Source organism: Hoyosella sp. YIM 151337, assembly GCF_026041215.1.
Classification (GTDB): domain Bacteria; phylum Actinomycetota; class Actinomycetes; order Mycobacteriales; family Mycobacteriaceae; genus Hoyosella.
This window is the reverse complement of sequence record NZ_JAPEIQ010000006.1, coordinates 206,899-228,810: the sequence shown is the minus strand read 5'-3', so window position 1 is coordinate 228,810 and position 21,912 is coordinate 206,899. Positions and strand designations below refer to the sequence as shown.

Here is a 21,912-nt window from a genome sequence, read left to right as displayed (position 1 = left end):
CCGGCTCGGCTGTTCATATTGCCGGTAGCGTTGGGAAAATTCAAGAGTTACCGGAAAGGAATTATAATTAAATAGCGGAGTAACAGGCTGTGAAAAGGTAAAAACACCTATAAGCAATTCGCAATACTAATTCTCAAATCGTGCAAAGCGCCGAAGGGCTGTTCAGCGGCGAAACCACGGCGCACCAGCATTTTCGAGCCCGGCAGCTTGCTGCTTACGGTGCGTGATCGCACGCTCGATCCGTCGCCGTGACGTGTCGGTGAGGCCGGCAGGAAGGTTGAGTGGCGAGAACCAATCGATTGCAATGTTCTCGTCATCCGCCAGATGCGGGACGCCGCCTACGGCGCGCGCGGCGAAGCATAGGTCAAGGTACTGGCACTGGTCCCCGTTGGCGTGCACGACTTCCGGACTCACATCGACACTGCTGAGACCGAGTAGTGCCACGTCGATCCCGGCCTCCTCCTTGATTTCACGCTGGATCGCGGGCCCAGGATGTTCACCCGGTTCGAGGACGCCGGAGATCACCGCCCAGGCACCGTTGTCGGCTCGCTGAGCAAGCAGGATGTTTTGCTCAGAATGATCGAAGACGACGGCGCTGACGCTGGGCAGCCACAGCATGCGATGGCCGATGTGTTCACGGAGTTCGAGGATGAAATCGGGAATCGCCACACGCAGAGGCTAGCGGACCTCCACGCAGACTTCTCCGTGTGCGACGCTGACGAATGCGTCCACAGGGCTTCGAGCCGACAGGAGTGCCCGGGCGAGGGGGTCACTGAGGAGGCTCCGGACCGCTCGCCGCAAACCGCGCGCACCATAGGCGGGGTCGAATCCTGCCCGGGTGAGCGCATGGACCGCTGCGTCGCTTACGGTGAGCGTGACGCTGCGGCGTGCGAGCCGTTTGGCGAGCAGGTCAAGCTCCCGCCTGGTCACTTCGGCCGCAGTTTCAGCGGTGAATGCGTGCAAGACAACGGTCTCATCAATCCTGTTGAAAAACTCCGGCTCGAGGAACCGCTCGAGTTCTCTGCGGATCGTTCGCTCCGGGCTGCGGGAGCGGAAGTGTCGTGCCGGGGCGAACGCCGCAGCACGCCGTCGCCGCATCTGAAGCAGTGCTCGTGACCCCAGGTTTGACGTGAGAAAGACATAGCAGTTGCGAAACGAGATGGTGCGCTGGCCGTTCGCGAGCCGCAGGTGACCGTTGTCGAGAACGTGCAACAGCGCACGCAGGACGGCCCGGTCGGCCTTCTCTATCTCGTCGAAAAGCACGATTCCGGGTGTGTACGGATCGCCCTCGATGACGCCCTTGTCGAAAAGACTGTACGATTCTTTGCTACCCGCGTATCCGGGCGGCGCTCCGGAAAATGATGCCGCGTAATGCTCCTGGGCGAGGGCGCTCATGTCGATGCGGCAGAAGTCTTCGGAAGACGCGCGCAGTTCGGCGGCAACCCGGCGCACGAGCTCAGTCTTTCCCACGCCGGTGGGTCCGGCGAGCAGGACATTGCCCAGCGGCCGCTCTGGGTCGTTCAGGCCGCTCTGGCCGACAGTGACCGTGCGGGTGACGGCCCGGATTGCAGACTCTTGACCAGCAATCCGCGCACGCAGTTGGCGTGCGAAATGGTCGGGATCAAAGCCGTGGTGTTCAGGTGCGGGCGTGTGCCCCGGACGTGAGGTGCTAGATCGGCCCTTATTGTTGTCGTGGTACATATCGGTCAGAAACGGCATGTGAGTCCTCGCATCCGGGGGTGTTCGCTACTGCGTGGTCAGGCTTCCCGTGTTCGCTCGACCGGCAGAGAGCCGACGCGGCAGTCAGCGACGCCCACGGTGTCCCGGGTGATCGCTTCCACATGCTCCTGCGCCTTTTGTGCGTCTGTCACCCACAGCTTGTAGAACTCGAACGGGCAGTCCGCGACGCCTCTGTCGCCATCGCCTGCGGCGTGCACGCCGGAGTACCCGCGGTGTAAGAGCTTGAACAGGTGGTTCTGTGACTGGTCATGTATGCGTGCGTCGCGCAGCGCGCTGAGCGACAGCTGAGCGAATTGGATGCCGTACTCTTCCTCACCCGTTTCACCGAGTGTCCGTCCGTCGAAGCCGATGATCGACGAGTGGCCGAAGTATGAGTAGACGCCGTCGAAGCCAGCCGCGTTCGCGACTGCGACATAGCAGTTGTTCGCCCAGGCCATGGCCTTGGCCATGAGCACTTGCTGGTCTTTTGCGGGGTACATATAGCCCTGGCAGCGCACGATGAGCTCGGCGCCCTTCATTGCGCAGTCACGCCAAATCTCCGGGTAGTTGCCGTCGTCGCAGATGATGAGGGAGATTTTCATGCCCTTGGGCCCTTCTGTGACGTACGTAGTGTCACCCGGGTACCAGCCTTCGATGGGGCACCACGGCAGAATCTTGCGGTATTTCTGCACGATCTCGCCCTGATCGTTGATGAGAACCAAGGTGTTGTAGGGCGGCTTGTGCGGGTGGTCTTCGTGTTGTTCGCCGGTGATTGAGAAGACGCCCCAGGTGCGCGCCTCGCGGCACGCGCTCGAGAAGATGGCGGTTTCCTCGCCAGGAACCGTCGCCGCGGTGTCGTACATTTCCGCTTCGTCGTACATGATGCCCTGGGTTGAGTACTCAGGGAAGATGACCAGATCCATGCCCGGCAACCCGGTTTTCATGCCCACGAGCATGTCGGCGATCTTTTGCGCGTTGGTGAGCACGTCAGCTTTGGTGTGCAACCGAGGCATCTTGTAGTTGACAACCGCGACTCCGACAGTGTCTGGGCTTGACGAGATATCTCCGTGACGCATTGAGTTGACCTTTCTCTGGATTGGTTTTCTGGCGTTCAGGCGTGCGCGGCTCGTGCGGAGACGTGCACGGAGTGGGGAGCGGATTCGCTGGACCGATCGTGTTGGCGGGGAAGCCCGCGTCGTGCGAGTAGGGCCGCTGTGGCCAGGAGGATCGCGAAGGATGCTGCGGCCAGCCAGGCTGCGTCTGCGCTCGCTGTGTAGCGATTTGCGAGGCCGAGGAATGCGGGGATGGTGCACGTTGGCTGGCTCAGCAATACGACGGCCCACCCGGTGAATCGCGTGAGTTCAGTGCGGCCTACCCCGAGGACGAGGAAGAACAGTGTCCACAGCAGCGCCCATGCCAGCCAGATGACGCCGAACACCGGATCGGCTGTGACGGTGAAGGACAACACTGAGTACACACCGGCGGCGACCGCGACGAAGAGGGAGAACCAGCCGAGACCCTGGGGGTCGAGTCCAGCGAGGGTATTGATGCCGACGTAAAGGTAGGTGAAGCCGAACAGGTAGAGCCCGGACGCGGCGAGGACCGCATCGGGGGCACCGGCGGACTGGATGAGCAGAACCGTCGGTATCACGCATTGCAGTGCACCCACGAACAGGTTGAGGGCAGCGGCGGAGCGGCTGGGGACGGCCCCGAGAAGCATGAGCCCGTTAACGAGAAGTACGGCTCCGACATAGAGCAGCCCGACGTTGCCCATCGCGACCTCCAGTTAATTTCATTTGAAAAGCTTTCATATGAATTTAAGTGTTGGCCGTCACATCGTCAAGGGCTGGCGGAGAACTAGGGTTCGGCGCTGGTTAAAGGGAAGTGATGACCTCGAAGTCCACACCGGACGCGGCGGCGAGGTGTACCCGTTGGTGGCCCTGCGAACCGCGGAACGAGACCGGGCCGCGTGGCCCGTCATAACCTGCACCATCGACCGCCGAATCAAGCGCGGTCACGTCCAGTGAACCCGCACGCCGGGCTAATGCGGCGAGTGTCTGCAGGCCCTCGTAGCACGACTCGGCCGCATTGTTGAGTGCTGGCGCGTGCGGACCGTGCAACGCCGTGTAGCGGCCGATGAGGTCAAGCGAATTCGCGCCGATCAGCGAGCGAAAGTAGGCGGCAGCGACAAACAGGCCGCTTGTCGTCTCCGGGCCGCTCGCCATCAGCATGTTCTCCTCCATGAGTGGGCTGAAGCGGGTGATGTGTTCGTGCAGCCCCGCGCGTGCGAAGGCGCGATTGAATTCGACCGCGTCTTGGCCCACGAGGAGCATGAGGACGCCTTCGGGCCGTACTGCGCGGACATCCGCGATGAGGTCCCGCATGTCGCTCTGTCCGAGCCGGACGAACGCTTCACCAGCGATTGTCAGACCGAGCTGGTGGGCGTATTGGTGAATTGCGGCAGCGGAAAGGTGTGGCCACACGTAGTCGTCCCCGACGATCATCCAGCGTCGCGTGCCAAGGTTGTTGCGCAGCCAGCGCAGCGCGGGCCCGATCTGCTCGCGCGGGGTCTCGCCGCAGCAGTAGATGCCGGAACGGCTCTCGCCACCTTCATACAGCGAGGTGTAGGCGTAGGGAAGGCGGCCGGCGAGGATGGGGGCGAGGGCGTGGCGCACTGACGAGATGTGCCAGCCGCTGACCGCGTCGATGCGTCCTGCGTGTGCGAGTGCACTGACGGTTCGCGCGACGTCCCGGGGCGGTGCGCCGCCGTCGATGATCTCAATCTCCACCTGGCGGCCGAGGATGCCCCCTGCCGAGTTCAACTCGTGTGCCCCTAACGCGCTTATCGCTTCGCATGACGGGCCGAACAGACCGGCGGGCCCTTGCAGTGGAACAACCATGCCGATGCGCAGAGTGTCCGGCGTGTTCGCTGGAGCGCTCTGGCGGGCCGGGCTGCGGTGCGGCGGGGTGAAATCTGGCGTCGCGGGGGCTACACTCATTTCAATTGAAAGTATTCGCGGTGTCAGCATCGAACGCAAGTGGAGACTGTGATTTCCGGAAAAGCCACAACGCAGCCCGGCAGGGCGTCTGCCACGGATCCATCCGTGACAGACTCGTCGCTGGTGTACGCGCTGAACCGGCTCGCGAAACTCCGGGCCCGCGCCGCTGAGCAACTCTTGCAGCGCGATTCACTCACTTTCGACCAATGGCTCGCTCTCGAGGCCGTGGCCCTCACACGCGGCCGCGATGCTGGTCTTACGATGGCGGAGATCCAGCAGGCCACCCAAGTGTCCGGGCCCACGCTGACGCGCGTCGTCGACAAGTTGGTGCTTCGCGCACTGCTGTATCGAGAAGTCGATTCGGTCGATCGCCGCAAGGTGCGTGTGCACCTGAGTCCGCGTGGCGGTGAGCTTCACGCCCGTGTCGCGGCGGAGCTGCGTGCTGCAGAAGCTGACTGGTTGCGCGACGCTGAGCTAGACACGGAAATGCGCCAGGCGGTCGCACGGCTCGGCGAACTGCTCCATCCGGGGACGATTCGCTAGCGCCGCCCGGGTTTGGATTACCGTAGTGGGGTGACCGGTGTGCCTGAAGCTATCCCGACCCCCTACGAGGACCTCCTACGGGATGTGCTCGAGTCCGGCGAAGTGAAGCCGGACCGAACTGGAACCGGCACCCGTAGTGTCTTCGGTCGCCAGCTCCGCTACGACCTCTCGCGCGGTTTCCCGCTGATAACGACCAAACGAGTGCACCTGAAATCAGTGGTCTACGAGTTGCTGTGGTTCCTGCGTGGTGATTCGAACGTCCGCTGGCTCCAAGACCACGGAGTCACGATTTGGGACGAATGGGCCCGCGGCGATGGCGAACTTGGACCCGTGTACGGCGTGCAGTGGCGCTCGTGGCCCACGCCAGACGGGCGGCACGTCGACCAGATTGCGCAGGTTATCGAGTCAATCCGCGCCACGCCGCACTCGCGCCGGCACATCGTGTCGGCCTGGAACGTCGGCGAACTGGAGAACATGGCACTGCCGCCGTGCCACGCGTTCTTCCAGTTCTATGTCGCGGGCGACAAGCTTTCGTGTCAGCTGTATCAGCGCAGCGCGGACTTGTTCCTCGGCGTCCCGTTCAACATCGCCAGTTACGCGCTACTCACGGAAATGGTCGCTCAGCAAACGGGGCTCGCGGTGGGAGAATTCATTTGGACTGGCGGTGACTGCCACATCTATGACAACCACGTCGACCAGGTGAAAGAGCAGCTGTCACGCTCCCCGTACCCGTATCCCGCTCTGCGTTTCCGGCGGACGCCGCCGTCGCTCTTCGATTACGAGTACGACGACATCATCGTTGAGAACTACCAGCATCATCCGCCGATCAAAGCGCCTGTCGCTGTCTGAGTGAGGTGCATCGATGAGACTGATCTGGGCTGAGGCCCGTAACCGTGTCATCGGGGACAGGGGCGCGATCCCGTGGCATGTCCCTGAGGATATGGCCCATTTCCGGGAAGTCACCCAGGGCTATCCGGTAATCATGGGGCGGGCGACGTGGGAGTCCTTGCCGCCGAAGTTCCGCCCGCTGCCGGGGCGGGACAACGTGGTGGTCACCAGGCGGCATGACTGGTCCGCGGAAGGCGCGATTGTCGCGCACTCGCTGACTGAGGCGTTCGAGGAAACCAACCGAAAAGCGTGGGTCATGGGCGGCGCCCAGATCTACGCGGAGGCGCTGCCGTATGCCACCGAGCTTCACGTCACCGAGATCGATCTCGACGTGGCCGGAGACGCGTACGCGCCCACCCTCGGGTCCGGTTGGCTGCGCGCTGCCGTAGACCCGGGGGAGGGCTGGCACGAGTCCCGCAACGGAATTCGCTACCGCTTCGTCACCTATACACGCGAGAGTTGAGTTTAGGACCGGTACGGGTCGACGTCGAAGATCTCGGCGAGATTATCGAGGATCGCGTGGGCGCCCTGCAGGCTCACCGGTGTCATCCAGACGTTGTCCCGTACGTCGACCTTCCGGCCCTGCAGCGTGCCCCACAGCGGACTGTCAGTGAACTGTGCCGCCGCGTCGCGGACCTCTCGGTTCTCGCTGTCTGAGCCACCCAGCCAGGTCGAGACGAGGATCACATCAGCCTCTGCGAGGTGCAGGTTTTCCGGACTGATCGACGCCATGATGCTCGTGGGGTCCTGCGGGTCTGGGCCCTGTGATTCGGGCCGCTGCAGGCCCGCGTCGTCGAGGACGATCCCGCTGAACGACGTGGAACGGTAGAGGCGGGCCGTGGGCTCCCCGGCGAAGCGCACGATGGAGATCACCGGGTTGTCGTGCTTCTCATTGATGGCTGCGCCGATCCTGCGGGCACGTTCCTCGTAGGCGCTGATTTTTTGTTCCGCGAGCTCTTCCTTGCCGAGGGCGTCAGCCAGGAGACGGATGTTGTCTTTCCAGGTCGGCCCGGTCGTCTGGGAAAAAACGGTGGGGGCGATTGCAGCGAACTGGTCGTAGAAGGCTTCGTGCCGCACTGCTGCCGAGACGATTAGATCAGGTGCAACCGTCGCGAGTTTTTCGAGATTCGGTTCGGACAGGTCTCCGACCGGCTCGGCAGAACTGGCGTACAGGTCGCGGTCATCGCCGAGGTATGACGGCAATCCCGGGTCGTCGTAGTTCGTGTAAGCGACGAGTTCGCTTTCGAGCAGCAGGACAGCGTCGGCGTAGCTTCCGTCGAGACCCGCGACACGCAGCGGCTGCTCAGGAATCTCGGTCTCGCCCATGTAGTGCGAGACGGTGCGCGGGAAACCGTCCTGCCCGAGACTGGGGCTCACGGGTTCAGCGTTGTCGCCACACGCTGCGAGCAGGAGGGTGGCGGTGAGGGCGCTGGCGATGTGAGCGCGGCGCCGCCGGGCGGGGCAAGAAATCAACGTTCGTCCGATCCGTACTAGGCAGAAGTGATTTAGGGTTGGCAAACCTATTTACCAGATGGGGCGCGGGTTCGGGAAGCGATGGGGCCGCGTGAGGTTTCCGGTGCTGCCGTAACGCTGGCCGGTGTGGCGCGTCATGTGCAGTAGAAAACCCCAGGTCGGCATGGCGGCTGTCCGGTCCGTCCCCGGTGTTTTACGGCTCATTTACGACAATCCGTAGGACCGGTGCGCAAGCACTATCCGCGAGGGTTTAGGATTCCCATCAGCGACAGCAATCAGTCTGCGCTCACACGTTGTGCCTGCAGACGCGCAGTCAGGAGGATCAGTGACCGCCGTAGCGCCCAAGCCGGACCTGGATCGGCCCTACCCGCCTAGACATAGGCCGAAGGGTGGACTGATCTATGACATGATGACGACGACCGATCACAAGCTGATCGGCATGATGTACCTCGTTACATCGTTCTTCTTCTTCATGGTCGGTGGCGTCATGGCGCTGCTCATGCGCGCCGAGCTCGCCGTCCCCGGCCTGCAGTTCCTTTCCAACGAGCAGTTCAACCAGCTGTTCACGATGCACGGCACGGTCATGCTGTTGCTGTACGCGACGCCGATCGTGTTCGGTTTCGCGAACGTGATTCTTCCGCTGCAGATCGGTTCGCCTGACGTCGCGTTCCCGCGCCTGAATGCGTTCAGCTACTGGCTGTACCTCTTCGGCGCACTGGTTGCCGTCAGTGGCTTCGTCACCCCGGGCGGTGCCGCGGACTTCGGCTGGACCGCGTACACCCCGCTGTCAACTGCCATCCACTCGCCCGGCCCCGGCGGTGACCTCTGGATCATGGGTCTGGCCATCGGTGGTCTTGGCACCATCCTTGGCGCCGTGAACATGATCACCACGGTGGTCTGCCTCCGCTGCCCGGGTATGACGATGTTCCGGATGCCGATCTTCACCTGGAACATCCTGGTAACCAGCGTTCTGGTCCTTCTGGCGTTCCCGCTCCTGACTGCCGCGCTGCTCGGGCTGTTCGCTGACCGTCAGCTTGGTGCCAATATTTACGACCCCGCTAACGGCGGCGTCTTGCTATGGCAACACTTGTTCTGGTTCTTCGGGCACCCTGAGGTGTACATTATTGCGCTGCCGTTCTTCGGCATCGTGTCGGAGATCTTCCCGGTCTTCTCGCGTAAGCCGATCTTCGGTTACACCGGCCTCGTGTACGCAACGCTCGCGATCGCTGCGCTTTCCATCGCAGTGTGGGCACACCACATGTACGCGACAGGTGCTGTCCTCCTGCCGTTCTTCAGCTTCATGACCTTCCTGATCGCGGTGCCTACCGGTGTGAAGTTCTTCAACTGGATAGGCACTATGTGGAAGGGTCATCTCACGTTCGAAACGCCGATGCTATTCAGCCTTGGCTTCCTCGTGACCTTCCTCTTCGGTGGTCTTTCTGGTGTCCTGCTCGCGAGCCCGCCGCTGGACTTCCACCTGACCGACTCCTACTTCGTGGTCGCGCACTTCCACTACGTGCTCTTCGGCACGATCGTGTTCGCCACCTACGCCGGCATCTACTTCTGGTTCCCAAAGATGACGGGCCGCATGCTCGACGAGCGTCTCGGCAAATGGCACTTCTGGACGACCTTCATCGGCTTCCACACGACCTTCCTGGTCCAGCACTGGGTGGGCAACGAAGGTATGCCGCGCCGCTACGCGGACTACCTGCCGGGTGATGGTTTCACCGAACTGAACACCATTTCGACGATCGGTGCTTTCATCCTCGGTGCCTCCACGATTCCGTTTATCTGGAACGTCTTCCGCAGCATCCGCTTCGGTGAGGTCGTGACGGTGGACGATCCGTGGGGCTACGGAAACTCGCTGGAATGGGCGACCACCTGCCCGCCGCCGCGGCACAACTTCTACGAGCTGCCCCGCATCCGGTCGGAGCGCCCAGCGTTCGAGCTGCACTACCCGCACATGATCGAGCGGATGCGCGACGAAGCTCACGTCGGCCCAGGCCACGGCCACAAGTCGAACGAGCTGATCGAAGCCGACCGTCATGCGCCGCCACCGTACCGTCCTGTGGCGAAGCCCGAGGACGAGAAGTAGCCCGCGCCGAATACTCAGCATCGCCGCAACGGCCCTGCCTGCACCCGCTGGCAGGGCCGTTGCGGTGAGCAGCGGATAATCTCTCTTTGACAATGCGAGCCGAAAGGGGAGCGCGGTGACCACACCGGAAACCACGGTTCTTATCACGGTGACAGGCCGCGACAAGCCGGGTGTCACCTCCGTGCTGTTCGGTGCGCTGTCGCGTCACGAAACCAACCTGCTCGACGTGGAGCAGGTCGTGATCCGGGGCCGCCTGACACTCGGTGTACTGCTGACCATTCCGAATGATGCGGAAGCGTTGCAGGACGAAGTGGAACAGGCTATGGCATCGATCGGGTTCCACGTGGACGTCGAGATCGGTGCCGACCCCGTGGGCGGGCGCGCGCTTTCTACACACGCCATCGTCGTGCTCGGCAGGCCAGTGACCGCCCGGACCTTCAAAGTGATCGCGCGCGAACTCGCACGGCAGGGCGTCAACATCGACACGATTCGCGGCGTCGCTGATTACCCGGTCACTGGGCTCGAGCTTCAAGTCAGCACCCCGACCGGCTCCCACGACGACGACCTCGCTCTGCGGAAAGGGCTCGCGAGGGTCTCCGTCGCTGAAGGTGTGGATATTGCGGTGGAGCGGGGTGGCCTCGCCCGCCGTGCGAAACGGCTCATCGTTTTCGACGTCGACTCGACGCTCATACAGGGCGAAGTGATCGAAATGCTCGCCGCGCACGCGGGGCGCGAAGAAGAAGTGCGCAAGGTGACAGAAGCCGCGATGCGGGGCGAGATCGACTTCACCGAATCCCTTAATCAGCGAGTTGCGGCACTCGAAGGCCTCGATGCTGCCGTAATCGACGAGGTGTCGGCGAAACTGGAACTGACACCGGGTGCGCGGACGACAATCCGCACCTTGCGCCGTCTCGGCTTCCGGTGTGGCGTGGTTTCCGGTGGCTTCCGTCAAGTGATCCAGCCCCTCGCGGACGATCTGGAACTGGACTTCATGGAGGCGAACACGCTCGAGATCGTCGACGGCAAACTCACCGGGCGTGTCCTCGGCCATGTGGTGGACCGCGCTGCTAAGGCAGTCGCGCTACAGACGTTCGCCGATCAGCGGGGTGTTCCGATTGAACAAACAGTTGCTGTGGGTGACGGAGCGAACGACATCGACATGATCCAGGCGGCAGGGCTCGGTATCGCGTTCAACGCGAAACCTGCGCTGCAAGAGGTAGCTGACGCGTCCCTCAGCCATCCCTACCTTGACGCGATCCTGTTCATCCTCGGCATTACCCGCCATGAAGTGGAACACGCCGATGCCGCCGAGGGTGTGTTGCGTCGCGTACCTATCATATGACGGCTGGTTTTGAGCAGCAGCACGCCCAGCTTGCGCGACTGTGCGGCCCGGCGACGCGCTTCGCAGCCCGCACCGATCCTGAGAATCCTGCGGACATCCTGGCGATGCAGATCGTGCTTCACATACCAAAACAGCAGCTACCGCGCCGCAGCGCGCTGCTCGCCGCAGCTGCCGCGGCATCGATCGCTGTGTGTATGGACGAACGGGTGCGCGACGGCGGTGAATGGCAGAAGCCAGTCTCAGATTGGATGGCCGCGCGGATCCGCAAGGTGGCTAGACGTGCCCGCGGTGCACAGTGGAAGGCGGCGCAGGACGTTCCAGGCGTCACCATCGAGGTGGAAGGCGCGCAAGCCCGGGCGTGCGTGCCGGGCCCTGTCGGCGCGCTAGACTCGCGGATCAAGCGACTGCAGATCTCGGGCACCGAGCTTGAGCGCGATGAACTACCGAGCCCTGCCGAGGGACTGCCAGTGTTGTCGGTAAACGCATCGCTGGGGATGACGGTCGGTAAGGAAGCAGCCCAAGTTGGTCACGCCGCGATGCTGCTTGCGGCCGTGCTTCCCACCGAAGCCGTGTCCGTGTGGGCGGCGCAAGGTTTCGCATGCACTGTGCGAGAAGCGGACGAGGAGGCCTGGCGCCGATTGTTGCCGGAGGCGTTCGTCGTGGTGCGCGACGCGGGATTTACCGAGGTCGCGCCCGGATCGGCAACAGTGATTGCCGTGCCCTGAAACGGCCTGCTGTCTCGTTTGCGCTGTGAGCGTAATTTTCTTGCTAGCGAGCGTTCGCTCATATGTTCGATAATTGTGGGGTGTTGGGGGGAGACGAGGGTCCGGAGCTATACCAGCTCACTGACGCCGAATTGATCGCTGTTCTTACAGACGCAGAGAACGTGGCGCGGGCCGCGGCGGCGCGGCAATGCGCGGTGATTGCAGAGATCACCGCGCGTGGTGTGAGCAGCTGTTATGGGTATCGGGATGTCCCCGGACTACTGCAGGACGTGCTGCGCGTAGACCGCGGCATGGCGCGCCGGTGGACCCGCCGCGCCTCCGTCACTTGCGCGGGCAGCGGCGCGCCGACCGTGTTGCCCGTGGCTGCCGCGGCGTTCGATGACGGAGACATCAGCGCCGCGCATCTTGACGCGATTGATGACGCCCTCGCTGGGCTGCCGCCACATATCAAGTCCGATCAGCGCGCCGAGCATGAAACGACCCTCACAGAATTGGCGCGGGCAGCGCATCCCGGTGCGGTGCGTGCCGCGGGGCGCTATCTGATCGCACTGGCTGAGCAGGACACCCCGCCGCGTGACGAGGAACTCGCCGCTCCGCGCCGGGAATTGACGTTGGAGTGGAACGCTGCCCGAAGCACCCTCCGAGTGCGCGGAACTTTCGATAAGGAATCCGGCGTGCGGCTCGAAACGCTGCTGTCCCCGCTGGCCGCGCCGCGTCCCGCCACCGAAGGCAGCCCGGATGTGCGCTCCAGGCCACAGCGGTACGGTGACGCGCTGGCGGAACTGCTTGATCACACCGAACGTGCGGCGGCGCTGCCTGCCGACGGTGGGGAACCACCACACATCGTGGTGACGATGACCCTCGAACAACTCACCGGTGAACTGGACGCGGCCGCGCTCGTGAATCACGACTCCCCGATCCCCGCTGGGCTGGCGCGAAGGCTCGCGTGTGACGCGAAAATAATCCCCGCCGTTCTCGGCGCCCGAAGTGAAATACTCGACCTAGGCCGAGCCGAGCGGACCTCTCCGCCCGGGCTGCGCCGCGCGCTCAACCTGCGTGACAAGGGATGTGTCTTTCCTGGCTGTACCCGGCCTCACAGGTGGTGCCACGCTCACCACCTCAAGTATTGGTCCCGAGGCGGGGCGACCAGCCTGGCCAACATGGCGTTGCTGTGCACGTACCATCACACACTCGTCCACCACAGTGATTGGGAAATCCAGATGGGCGCAGACGGCATACCTGAAGCCGTCCCGCCCGTCTGGATTGACCCCACGCGAACGCCGAGGCGCAACCACTACCACCGCAAGAGACACGCGGGTTAGCTACCGTGCTCCTACTTGCGGTCCGCGAAGAGTGCTGGGCGGGAAGATTCCCAGCACTGGATGCCTTTGACGCCAGGCAATCTGTCACGTGTGAAGACGGGGTCAAGTCCAGCTCGGCGCTGCTGCTGATAGTCCGAGAGCAAACGCATTGCGAGGACGCTGAGCGGTGCTACGGCGATCAGGTTGATTACCGCCATGGTGCCCATCGTGACGTCCGCGAGATTCCACACGAGGTCGAGCGAGCCGATCGCCCCGAGGAACACCATCGCGACAACCAGTGAACGGTAGAGCGTCAGCATCTTCGGCCGAGTCGTCAGGAACTCGAGATTCGATTCGCCGTAATAGTAATTGCCGATTACCGACGTGAAAGCGAGCAGCAGGATGATGAGTGTCAAGACATGGAGGGACCACGTTCCGAGACTCGCTTCCACCGACCGTTGCGTGAGCTGCGCGCCTATTTCCTCACCATAGACCGGGTTCGAGAGGAGGATGACGAACGCGGTGATCGAGCAGACGATGAGAGTGTCGAAGTACACGCCGAACGTCTGCACGAGGCCCTGCTTGACCGGATGGCTCACAGATGCGGTGGCAGCGGCATTAGGGGCCGACCCCATTCCTGCCTCGTTGGAGAACAACCCGCGGCGAATGCCCATCATGATGGCCGTCCCTACGCCGGCGGCGCCGACTTCCCGAATGCCGAACGCGCCGGCGACGATGTCGGACAGTACCGCTGGCACCTGATCGATGTTCGTGGCGACAATGACAGCGCCCATGACGAGGTAGATGAGCGCCATGAACGGCACAATTGTTTGTGCAACGTGCGCGATGCGCCTAACGCCACCGAAGATGATGGTCGCAGTGATGGCAGCGAGCACGACACCGACAACGGGAGCTACCCAAGTGCCAGCGGGCGTCGCCGACACCGTCGACACCGAATTACCGACAGCTGCAGCGATGCTGTTGGCCTGCACCATATTGAAAACGAAACCGAATGTGAAGATGGTTACGACCGCGAACACTGCTCCCATCCAGCGCGCGTTGAGGCCGTGAAGCATGTAGTAGGCAGGGCCGCCCCGGTATCCCGTGTTGTCCCGCACCTTATACAGCTGGGCCAGCGTGGATTCGACGAACGCTGCCGAAGCCATGATGAGGCCCATAATCCACATCCAGAGCACCGCTCCCGGACCGCCGAGTGCGATCGCGATCGCAACGCCAGCGATGTTCCCCGTGCCGACGCGTGAGGCCGCGGAAATTGTGAAGGCCTGAAAGGACGAAATTGACTTCTTGCCGTCTGGTGCCACCTCCGGGGTGCCGCGAAAGTTGCGGATCATTTCCGGCAGGAGCCGCACCTGCACGGCACGTGACCGGATGGTGAAGTACACACCGAGCACGGCGAGTAGCGGAATGACCGCCCAGGACCAGAACGCATCGTTCAGGCTGAGGATCGCGGTGTTGACGGCATTGTTCAGGGCGTCCATCGGGCTCACTCCATTGGTTCGGTGCTGATGCTGGCTGCCACGCGGCGGAAACCAGGACGCGCGATTGCGTCGGGGCTGAGCAGCGCGGCGAGTTCGTCGGCACTCAGTAGCCCCTGCTGCAGGACAAGTTCGGCGATGCTGCGCCCGCTGACCAGGGCATCCGCGGCAAGTGCGGACGTTGTGGCGTAACCAAGGCGGGGATTGAGCGCGGTCGCCAGGCCGATTGAGTTCTCTACGGACATCAGGAGAGTCTCACGGTTCGCGGTGATCCCCGTGATGCAGCGCTCTGCCAGTACCATGCATGCTGCTCGAAGGTGGCTAATGCTCTTGTGCAGTGAGTGCACGATGATCGGTTCGAACGCGTTGAGCTGCAGCTGACCGGCTTCCGCTGCCATGGTGATCGTCACGTCGTTGCCGATCACCTCGAACGCCACCTGGTTGACGACTTCCGGGATAACGGGGTTGATTTTTCCGGGCATGATGCTTGATCCGGCTTGCATCGGCGGCAGCGTGATTTCACCCAGGCCAGCGCGGGGGCCAGAGGCCAGCAGGCGCAGGTCGTTGCACGTCTTCGACAGTTTGACCGCAATGCGCTTCAGCACGCCGGAGACGTGGACGAAAGCACCGGCGTCCTGGGTGGCTTCGACAAGGTTGGGTGCGGCCACCAGCGGTAGCTCGGTAATGCGTGAAAGGTGTGCGCGCGCCGCTTCGGCGTAACCCGGGGGAGCATTGAGGCCGGTGCCTACTGCCGTCGCGCCCAAGTTGATTTCGGTGATCAGGGGCAGGCACTCCTGCAGGCGTGCGCGATCCTCCTCGAGCATGACCGCGTAGGCCCCGAATTCCTGTCCAAGCGTCATCGGTACAGCATCTTGAAGCTGCGTGCGCCCGACCTTGAGGATGTCGGCGAACTCAGCAGCCTTGGACGCGAACGCGTCTTGCAGCGTGGTCATGGCTTCCGCTAGGCCCTGAAGCATCCATGCTGTGGCGATGTTGACGGCTGTGGGATACGCGTCGTTGGTCGACTGGCTGCGGTTGACGTCGTCATTTGGGTGCAGGTGTTCGTAACGGCCCCTCTCGTAGCCGAGGAGCTCGAGTGCGCGGTTCGCGATCACCTCGTTCGCGTTCATGTTTGTCGACGTTCCGGCGCCACCCTGAATGGCGTCGACGATGAACTCGTCATGGAGATCGCCAGCCGCGATTTCCTGGCACGCGCGAACGATGGCATCAGCCCGTTCACGAGAAAGCAGCCCGAGTTCCTGGTTGGCAAGTGCAGCCGCTTCCTTGACGCATGCGAGGGCCTTGATCAGTTCGGGGCAGCGCGCGATCGGGAGACCCGTGATGGGAAAGTTCGCTGCCGCTCGCACTGTGTGAACGCCGTGATATGCTCCGGCGGGAACGGGCTTGTCACCGAGCAAATCGTGCTCAATGCGGTGCGTTTTGGGATGCATGACGTGGGGTGCCTCCGATTCGAACGTTGCATCAGCGAAGCCAATGTTCGTGTGTCTGCCATCACACAACAATCGGTCCTGTGCAGAGATTCGAAAATTTTTCAATCGCCGAGATTTTGTTCGGTTTGACGTCGCTACTGCACGCGTGGAGCTGCACAATATTCGATCTGCGTGCGCAGATAGTGCACAGCATGCGAAGCAGGTTGACGGTATCAACCGCTTGACCGGAGCATTCCGCGGCAGTGGCACAACAGTAGGGAGCAGCAGTGGATACAGAAATCCTTGTCGAGGTCGAGCGCAATGGATTCGTCGAGAGTCGCCACCGTGGTTCCGTAGTGGTGCTCGGTGCTGATGGCGCAGTGCTGCATCAGGCCGGTGACATCGAGTCACCGATTCTGCCCCGGAGCTGTATGAAGCCCTTGCAGGCCACCGGCATGGTGCGCGCGGGGCTTAGCCTTGCGCCAGAGCCGCTTGCTCTCGCATGCGCCAGTCATTCTGGGGAAGAGCGCCACGCCGCTTTGGCAGCGAAGATGCTTGCCGACGGGGGCTTGTGCCCGGCAGACCTGCAGTGCACACCTGATCTTCCACTCGATCGAGACACTCGTCACGAATACTTGCGGGCCGGTGGTATGCCCTCAGTCCTGCACGCGAACTGCTCCGGCAAGCACGCGGCAATGTGCCTCACAACCCGCCGGTGCGGCTGGCGCCTTGACAACTATCTCGACCTTGCTCATCCGCTCCAGCAGGGCTTGATCGCTACGGCGGAGCAACTTTCAGGCGAACGAATCAGCACCGTCACCATCGACGGGTGCGGCGCGCCCGCGTTCGCTCTTTCGCTGACCGGTCTCGCCCGTGCTTACGCCACGATCGCGAGTGGAGCGGATGACGCGACGAGGAGTGTGGCAGCAGCGATGCGTACGCATCCGTGGGCGGTTGGGGGCGAGGGCCGGCCAGTGACGCGCCTTATGCGTGAGATACCGGGACTCATCGCAAAAGACGGTGCTGACGGTGTCGCAGCGGCTGCCCTCGCAGATGGACGGACGGTGGCGGTCAAAGTCGAGGACGGTGATCTAGGTGGGCGCGCGTTGTTCCGCGTACTTTCCGCCGGCCTGCGATTCCTGGGTGTTGATGCTCCGGTCGTTGGCGACCTTGGTGTCGCGCCTATCTTCGGTGGCGGCAGGCCTGTTGGGGTGGTGCGAAGCGTGCCCTGCTAAGGCCGTTTCCGTGCCGTCACCGTAGACGCCGTGCGGGCATGCTCATGCGGCGCGATAAGCGGTGGCTCCCGGCGCCGCGCGTCCACGGGCCGGATGTCTCTGAGTTCGGTCCGCTCGTAAACGAGCGACGTCCGCACATGTGACGCTTCGCCACGCTGTGACATCACGTCGAGCACCAATCGCTGCAGGTGGCCGGCGTCCGCGACGCTCACGAGTATGAGGAAGTCGTCGTCGCCGCTGACGTGAAAGAGCGTTCGGGTTTCCGGCAGGCTGAGGGCAAAGTCTGCGAAGCGGCTGAATACCTCGCGAGTGTGCGGGCGAACTTGCACGGCGAGAAGAGCGTCCACGCCAAGCCCGACAGCGGCCGGTGAAACGGCTGCGTGGAACCCGGTGATGACTCCGCTTTCGCGCAGCCGGCGCACTCGAAGCAGGCAGGTCGACGGCGCGAGCCCGACCTCGGCCGCAAGTGCTTTGTTGGAGATCAGCGCGTCACGCTGGAGCAGTTCGAGGATTGCCCAATCCTTCGAATCCAGTTCGATATCTCGGCTCATCGACCGAACATAGCGCGAACCGCTCTCAGAGGCGCTGCAATGCCCCCCGCACTACGTTGGAATCCGTTGTTCGCCAGTACGGTGGCAAGGAGGCTGACAAGAACCCGCCGTAGCGTGCGGTCGCCAAACGGGAGTCAAGCACCGCGATCACGCCGCGATCAGATACTGAACGCAGCAGCCTGCCGGTGCCCTGAGCGAGCAGCAGCGCTGCGTGAGTGGCTGCAACAGACATGAAGCCGTTTCCACCGCGTGCTTCCACGGCACGCTGGCGGGCTTGCAGCAGTGGATCGTCGGGCCGGGGAAACGGGATCCTATCGATGATCACAAGCGTGAGCGAGGGCCCAGGAACATCAACGCCCTGCCACAGCGAAAGTGTGCCGAACAGCGACGCTGCCGTGTCCGCACTGAACTTTCGCACCAATTGGCCCGTTGAGTCCTCACCCTGACAGAGGATCGGTGTATCGACGCGCTCACGCAGCGCCTCCGCTGCAGCACGTGCGGCCCGCATCGACGAGAAGAGCCCCAGAGTCCGCCCACCGGCAGCCTTGATAAGACCTGTGATCTCGTCGATGTGGGCGGGCGCGAGGCCATCCCGCCCTGGCGGCGGCAGATGCCGCGCCACGTAGAGAATCCCCGCACGCGGATGGTCGAACGGCGAGCCGACGTCCAAACCCGTCCAGCGGATCTTTCCGGTTGCTCCGTCGGGACCTGGTTCAGGCTCGCCGCCGGACGTAGGAAGCCCCCAGTTGCGTGCGAGCGCATCGAAGGTGCCGCCCACCGTGAGAGTCGCGGACGTGAGAATCACGGTGGCCTCAGAGAAGAGCTTCGAACGCAAGAGCCCGGCGACAGACAGGGGCGCGATACGCAGGACTGGACCCCGCCGATCGTCATGCGTGAGCCACACCACGTCCCGGCGCCGCGACGGGTCGCTTTCGGCGTAGGCTTCGAGCACTCGCACAGCGGTGTCATGCAACTCGTCAAGCATCGCGAGCGCACTGGTGCGGGCCGCTGCGGCGTCTGGCTCTTCTGCTGCCATGTTGTGACGAATCGGCCCGATCGCTGTACGGGCGGCCCACGCGGCGTCCCGCAAGCCAGACAGGGCAAGTGCCGCGCCAGCGGGCAATGTCTGCCATAGTCCGGCAGGTGCGTCGCCTGTACTGTCGAGCAGGCCTTCAAGGTCATCAGCGGCCGCGTGGAGCGCGTCCGTCTGCGCCTCGTCGATGATGCGGGCACACTTGCGGGCCGCCGCCACTACGGCCGCAGGCGTCAGTTCGGCCGTTGCGGCGCCGGTGACACGGTCGACGAGTTCGTGGGCCTCGTCGATGATGACCAGGTCGTGTTCCGGCAGGATGCTTGCCTCAGATAGCGCCCCGATCGCAAGCAGTGCATGGTTGGTCACGATCACATCGGACTGTGCCGCGGCCACCCGGGCGCGCTCGGCGAAGCAGTCCTCCCCGATGGGGCAGCGGCTTGCACCGAGGCATTCGCGGGAGGTGACGCTCAGCTGCCGCCACGCCTGGTCGGTCACCCCGGGAACGACTTCTTCCCGGTCACCGGTCTCGGTGGTTTCCGCCCATTCGTGCAATCGCCTGACATCCCGGCCGAGCCGCGACGCCGCAAAGGGGTCGAACAGCGCGTCGTTGCCTTCGTCGGGCTCTTCGGGTGTGTGATGCAATTTGTGCAGGCACAAATAGTTGTTGCGGCCTTTGAGGATGGCGAACTCTGGTGCGCGGCCAAGTGCGGGCGCGAGCGCTTTGACCAGCCGCGGTAGATCTCGGTCGACGAGTTGTTTCTGCAATGCGATCGTGGCGGTGGAGACGATCACGGTCTTACCCGTCTTCACCGCATGCGAGATCCCGGGGACGAGATACGCGAGAGATTTCCCAGTGCCGGTACCTGCCTGTACCGCGAGGTGTTCCTGAGTGTCAATGGCGCGGGCGACAGCGATCGCCATGTTCATCTGGCCGGTGCGTTCCTGACCCCCGAGCGCGGTGACGGCGCAGCGCAGCAACTTTTCAGTCTCGGCAATGGCAGCAGCCTGTTTGGTGTTGGGCGCAGTCGTCACGAATCGAGGCTACAAGGAGCTCTTCGAGAGCGCGCCCCCCACTGCGCCCGTGACCTCAACACCGTTTTCTCGCAGTTCGGCGAGGGCGCGATCGATGGTGTCAGGGCTGACGCCCACCGTGTAGTCGAGGAGCACGCGGGTGTCGAGTCCTGCGCGTGCCGCGTCGAGTGCGGTTGCGCGCACGCAATGATCAGTTGCGATACCGACGACATCAACCGAAGTCACCTGATGATTACGCAGCCAATCCGCGAGCGGAATGCCATCACTGGTTGCGCCTTCGAAACCCGAGTATGCAGCGGTGTATTCACCTTTTGAGAAGACCGCTTCCACACGCTGCAGCTCCAGGTCGGGGTGGAATTCCGAACCCTCGGTGCCGACCTTGCAGTGCACCGGCCAACTGTCCACGAAATCGGGGCTGTCCGAGAAATGGTCACCCGGGTCGATGTGGTAGTCGCGCGTGGCGACGATCATGTCGTAGCCGACTTCGGTGTCGGCCGTGTCGGCGATGAGAGCGGATATCTCACCGGCGATGGCCGCGCCGCCCTGCACAGCTAGTGAACCGCCTTCGCAGAAGTCATTCTGCACATCCACCACGATCAGCGCTCTCTTCGCTGCCTGATTCATAGAGTCGCCTCCCTCGGCTGGCCGGTCGCGAATCGGGTGGGGATGGCTGGCTCACCGGCCGAGAGAGCTAGCCCTTCCCACGGCAGACTCTTTAGTTCCGCCGCGACGTATTCGCGTGTTTCTTCCAGTGTGGGAGACGTGACCACCGGTTCGCCACCCGCGAGGTAATCGACAGTGAGCGCACTCGAGCGCAGCCCATCAGGTGACTCAGGCGGCTGCGCCCCGGCGGGATAGACGACCTCTTCCACAACCGTGCCGGTCGCACGGGCAAACCGGAGCGCGCGCTTCGCGCCGCCCTTGGTCTCTTTGCTGGAGCTGCGTTTGGCGACGGGCTGTCCGTCGACCTCGACGAGCTTGTATACCATGCCTGCAGTGGGCGCACCCGATCCCGTCACGAGGGACGTTCCTACGCCATACATGTCAACTGGTTCAGACCGGAGTGCGGCGATCGAGTATTCGTCGAGATCCCCAGACACGACAATTCGCGTGTTCACCGCACCGAGGGCGTCAAGCTGTTCGCGAACCTGACGTGCAAGCATGCCGAGATCGCCGGAGTCGATACGGACCGCACCGAGTTCGGTTCCGGCAACGCGCACCGCGGTGCGCACGCCCTCCGTGATGTCATAGGTATCGACCAGCAGTGTGGTTTTGGTGCCGAGGGAGTCGAGTTGCGCCCGGAAGGCGCTCGCTTCATCAGGGCCTTCGGGTCCCGTGTACAGCATCGTGAATGCGTGCGCACTGGTGCCTGCGCTGGGCACCTTATACCTGCGTGCCGCCTCGAGATTCGACGTGGCTGTGAACCCAGCCAGGTATGCTGCGCGGGCAGCGGCGACAGCTGCTATTTCGTGCGTTCGCCGCGAGCCCATTTCGATGAGGCCCCGGCCATCCGCCGCTGTTGCCATGCGGGCGGCGGCGGATGCGATGGCGCTGTCGTGGTTGAGGATAGCGAGAACCACAGTTTCGAGCAGCACGCACTCGGCGAAACTTCCGGTGACGCTCAGCACTGGTGAGCCGGGGAAGTAGAGCGTGCCTTCCCGGTAACCGCTCACGGCACCGCGGAAGCGAAAGTCCGCCAGCCAGCTCAGCGTGTCCTGGTCAAGAAATGCCGACAAAGAGCGCAGTTCGGCGCTGGTAAACCGGAACCGCGCGATCGCGTCGAGAACTCGCTCGGTGCCAGCAACGACTCCATATCGACGGCCGTTGGGGAGCTTGCGGGCGAACACTTCGAACGTACAGCGCCGGTGTGCGGTGCCGTCGCGGAGCGCGGCGGCAAGCATCGTGTACTCATACTGGTCCGTCAAGAGCACTGTCGGTGAGGCAGTCACAGTCTTCACCGTACGGCCAAGTCACCGCGCGCGGTGTTCCGGATACAGCCGTTTTGGGGGTTTTCGGCACATGGCGGTCGACGGTATGGAGGAAGGTCGTA

Annotated in this window: 20 protein-coding genes; 8 read left to right on the top strand and 12 right to left on the bottom strand. The window is 63.2% G+C overall.

Going from position 1 to position 21,912, the window contains the following annotated elements; all coding sequences use genetic code 11:
* Nucleotides 1-162: 162 nt before the first annotated feature.
* From ONR57_RS02465 to ONR57_RS02445, 5 genes are all read right to left on the bottom strand, one after another.
* Nucleotides 163-669, bottom strand: coding sequence for an NUDIX domain-containing protein (locus tag ONR57_RS02465; protein ID WP_265121280.1), 507 nt, complete (start codon nt 667-669; stop codon nt 163-165).
* A 9-nt stretch (nt 670-678) separates the two neighbouring features.
* Nucleotides 679-1,719 carry an AAA family ATPase gene (locus ONR57_RS02460; RefSeq protein WP_265121279.1) on the bottom strand — a complete coding sequence of 347 codons (1,041 nt, stop codon included), beginning with the start codon at nt 1,717-1,719 and terminating at the stop codon, nt 679-681.
* 38 nt (nt 1,720-1,757) lie between these two features.
* The gene (locus ONR57_RS02455) at nt 1,758-2,795 is read right to left on the bottom strand and encodes an aliphatic amidase (RefSeq protein ID WP_265121278.1); all 1,038 of its coding nucleotides are present in this window, start codon (nt 2,793-2,795) and stop codon (nt 1,758-1,760) included.
* Between the two features lie 35 nt (nt 2,796-2,830).
* Nucleotides 2,831-3,493 (bottom strand): AmiS/UreI family transporter, encoded by a 663-nt coding sequence (locus ONR57_RS02450; RefSeq protein ID WP_265121276.1) that lies wholly within the window; start codon nt 3,491-3,493, stop codon nt 2,831-2,833.
* A gap of 100 nt (nt 3,494-3,593) precedes the next feature.
* On the bottom strand, nt 3,594-4,718 hold the full coding sequence (locus tag ONR57_RS02445) for a substrate-binding domain-containing protein (protein ID WP_265121275.1): 1,125 nt from the start codon (nt 4,716-4,718) through the stop codon (nt 3,594-3,596).
* Between the two features lie 105 nt (nt 4,719-4,823).
* Here ONR57_RS02445 and ONR57_RS02440 point away from each other — a divergent pair, with 105 nt between their 5' ends.
* Genes ONR57_RS02440 through ONR57_RS02430 form a run of 3 tightly spaced genes read left to right on the top strand, consistent with a single transcriptional unit; the run spans nt 4,824 to nt 6,612 of the window.
* The gene (locus ONR57_RS02440) at nt 4,824-5,261 is read left to right on the top strand and encodes a MarR family winged helix-turn-helix transcriptional regulator (RefSeq protein WP_265121273.1); all 438 of its coding nucleotides are present in this window, start codon (nt 4,824-4,826) and stop codon (nt 5,259-5,261) included.
* Nucleotides 5,262-5,300: 39 nt separating this feature from the next.
* Nucleotides 5,301-6,110 carry a thymidylate synthase gene (locus ONR57_RS02435; RefSeq protein WP_265121739.1) on the top strand — a complete coding sequence of 270 codons (810 nt, stop codon included), beginning with the start codon at nt 5,301-5,303 and terminating at the stop codon, nt 6,108-6,110.
* 13 nt (nt 6,111-6,123) lie between these two features.
* Nucleotides 6,124-6,612 carry a dihydrofolate reductase gene (locus ONR57_RS02430; protein WP_265121271.1) on the top strand — a complete coding sequence of 163 codons (489 nt, stop codon included), beginning with the start codon at nt 6,124-6,126 and terminating at the stop codon, nt 6,610-6,612.
* Nucleotides 6,613-6,614: 2 nt separating this feature from the next.
* Here the strand turns inward: ONR57_RS02430 and ONR57_RS02425 are convergent, their stop codons facing one another.
* The gene (locus tag ONR57_RS02425; protein WP_374116388.1) at nt 6,615-7,619 is read right to left on the bottom strand and encodes an ABC transporter substrate-binding protein; all 1,005 of its coding nucleotides are present in this window, start codon (nt 7,617-7,619) and stop codon (nt 6,615-6,617) included.
* Between the two features lie 328 nt (nt 7,620-7,947).
* On the opposite strand from ONR57_RS02425, the gene ctaD reads away from it, so the two are divergent.
* From ctaD to ONR57_RS02405, 4 genes are all read left to right on the top strand, one after another.
* Nucleotides 7,948-9,717, top strand: coding sequence for a cytochrome c oxidase subunit I (gene ctaD / locus ONR57_RS02420; protein ID WP_265121267.1), 1,770 nt, complete (start codon nt 7,948-7,950; stop codon nt 9,715-9,717).
* Between the two features lie 115 nt (nt 9,718-9,832).
* Nucleotides 9,833-11,059, top strand: coding sequence for a phosphoserine phosphatase SerB (serB, locus tag ONR57_RS02415; RefSeq protein WP_265121266.1), 1,227 nt, complete (start codon nt 9,833-9,835; stop codon nt 11,057-11,059).
* Nucleotides 11,056-11,784 (top strand): aminoacyl-tRNA hydrolase, encoded by a 729-nt coding sequence (locus ONR57_RS02410; protein WP_374116371.1) that lies wholly within the window; start codon nt 11,056-11,058, stop codon nt 11,782-11,784. Before serB ends, ONR57_RS02410 begins: the two co-directional genes overlap by 4 nt.
* A gap of 80 nt (nt 11,785-11,864) precedes the next feature.
* Nucleotides 11,865-13,106: an HNH endonuclease signature motif containing protein gene (locus ONR57_RS02405; RefSeq protein ID WP_265121264.1), complete on the top strand. Its 1,242-nt coding sequence runs from the start codon at nt 11,865-11,867 to the stop codon at nt 13,104-13,106.
* A gap of 11 nt (nt 13,107-13,117) precedes the next feature.
* Here the strand turns inward: ONR57_RS02405 and ONR57_RS02400 are convergent, their stop codons facing one another.
* Nucleotides 13,118-14,584: a sodium:alanine symporter family protein gene (locus tag ONR57_RS02400; protein WP_265121262.1), complete on the bottom strand. Its 1,467-nt coding sequence runs from the start codon at nt 14,582-14,584 to the stop codon at nt 13,118-13,120.
* Between the two features lie 5 nt (nt 14,585-14,589).
* Nucleotides 14,590-16,032 (bottom strand): aspartate ammonia-lyase, encoded by a 1,443-nt coding sequence (locus ONR57_RS02395; RefSeq protein WP_265121737.1) that lies wholly within the window; start codon nt 16,030-16,032, stop codon nt 14,590-14,592.
* A 266-nt stretch (nt 16,033-16,298) separates the two neighbouring features.
* Here ONR57_RS02395 and ONR57_RS02390 point away from each other — a divergent pair, with 266 nt between their 5' ends.
* On the top strand, nt 16,299-17,246 hold the full coding sequence (locus tag ONR57_RS02390) for an asparaginase (RefSeq protein WP_265121261.1): 948 nt from the start codon (nt 16,299-16,301) through the stop codon (nt 17,244-17,246).
* Here the strand turns inward: ONR57_RS02390 and ONR57_RS02385 are convergent.
* Genes ONR57_RS02385 through ONR57_RS02370 form a run of 4 tightly spaced genes read right to left on the bottom strand, consistent with a single transcriptional unit; the run spans nt 17,243 to nt 21,763 of the window.
* Nucleotides 17,243-17,797 carry an Lrp/AsnC family transcriptional regulator gene (locus ONR57_RS02385; RefSeq protein ID WP_265121260.1) on the bottom strand — a complete coding sequence of 185 codons (555 nt, stop codon included), beginning with the start codon at nt 17,795-17,797 and terminating at the stop codon, nt 17,243-17,245. The two genes, ONR57_RS02390 and ONR57_RS02385, sit on opposite strands and share 4 nt — an antisense overlap.
* 25 nt (nt 17,798-17,822) lie before the next feature.
* The gene (locus tag ONR57_RS02380; protein WP_308198636.1) at nt 17,823-19,862 is read right to left on the bottom strand and encodes an ATP-dependent DNA helicase; all 2,040 of its coding nucleotides are present in this window, start codon (nt 19,860-19,862) and stop codon (nt 17,823-17,825) included.
* Between the two features lie 9 nt (nt 19,863-19,871).
* Entirely contained in the window at nt 19,872-20,486 is a 615-nt protein-coding gene (locus ONR57_RS02375) for a nicotinamidase (protein WP_265121259.1), read from the bottom strand.
* Nucleotides 20,483-21,763: a nicotinate phosphoribosyltransferase gene (locus ONR57_RS02370; RefSeq protein WP_374116387.1), complete on the bottom strand. Its 1,281-nt coding sequence runs from the start codon at nt 21,761-21,763 to the stop codon at nt 20,483-20,485. Before ONR57_RS02370 ends, ONR57_RS02375 begins: the two co-directional genes overlap by 4 nt.
* Nucleotides 21,764-21,912 lie beyond the last annotated feature (149 nt).

Coding starts and splice junctions, on each gene's coding strand:
- ONR57_RS02460 (WP_265121279.1), bottom strand. CDS start 1,719: ATGCCGTTTCTGACCGATATGTACCACGACAACAATAAGGGCCGATCT.
- ONR57_RS02455 (WP_265121278.1), bottom strand. CDS start 2,795: ATGCGTCACGGAGATATCTCGTCAAGCCCAGACACTGTCGGAGTCGCG.
- ONR57_RS02450 (WP_265121276.1), bottom strand. CDS start 3,493: ATGGGCAACGTCGGGCTGCTCTATGTCGGAGCCGTACTTCTCGTTAAC.
- ONR57_RS02445 (WP_265121275.1), bottom strand. CDS start 4,718: ATGAGTGTAGCCCCCGCGACGCCAGATTTCACCCCGCCGCACCGCAGC.
- ONR57_RS02430 (WP_265121271.1), top strand. CDS start 6,124: ATGAGACTGATCTGGGCTGAGGCCCGTAACCGTGTCATCGGGGACAGG.
- ONR57_RS02410 (WP_374116371.1), top strand. CDS start 11,056: ATGACGGCTGGTTTTGAGCAGCAGCACGCCCAGCTTGCGCGACTGTGC.
- ONR57_RS02400 (WP_265121262.1), bottom strand. CDS start 14,584: ATGGACGCCCTGAACAATGCCGTCAACACCGCGATCCTCAGCCTGAAC.
- ONR57_RS02395 (WP_265121737.1), bottom strand. CDS start 16,032: ATGCATCCCAAAACGCACCGCATTGAGCACGATTTGCTCGGTGACAAG.
- ONR57_RS02385 (WP_265121260.1), bottom strand. CDS start 17,797: ATGAGCCGAGATATCGAACTGGATTCGAAGGATTGGGCAATCCTCGAA.
- ONR57_RS02375 (WP_265121259.1), bottom strand. CDS start 20,486: ATGAATCAGGCAGCGAAGAGAGCGCTGATCGTGGTGGATGTGCAGAAT.
- ONR57_RS02370 (WP_374116387.1), bottom strand. CDS start 21,763: ATGCTTGCCGCCGCGCTCCGCGACGGCACCGCACACCGGCGCTGTACG.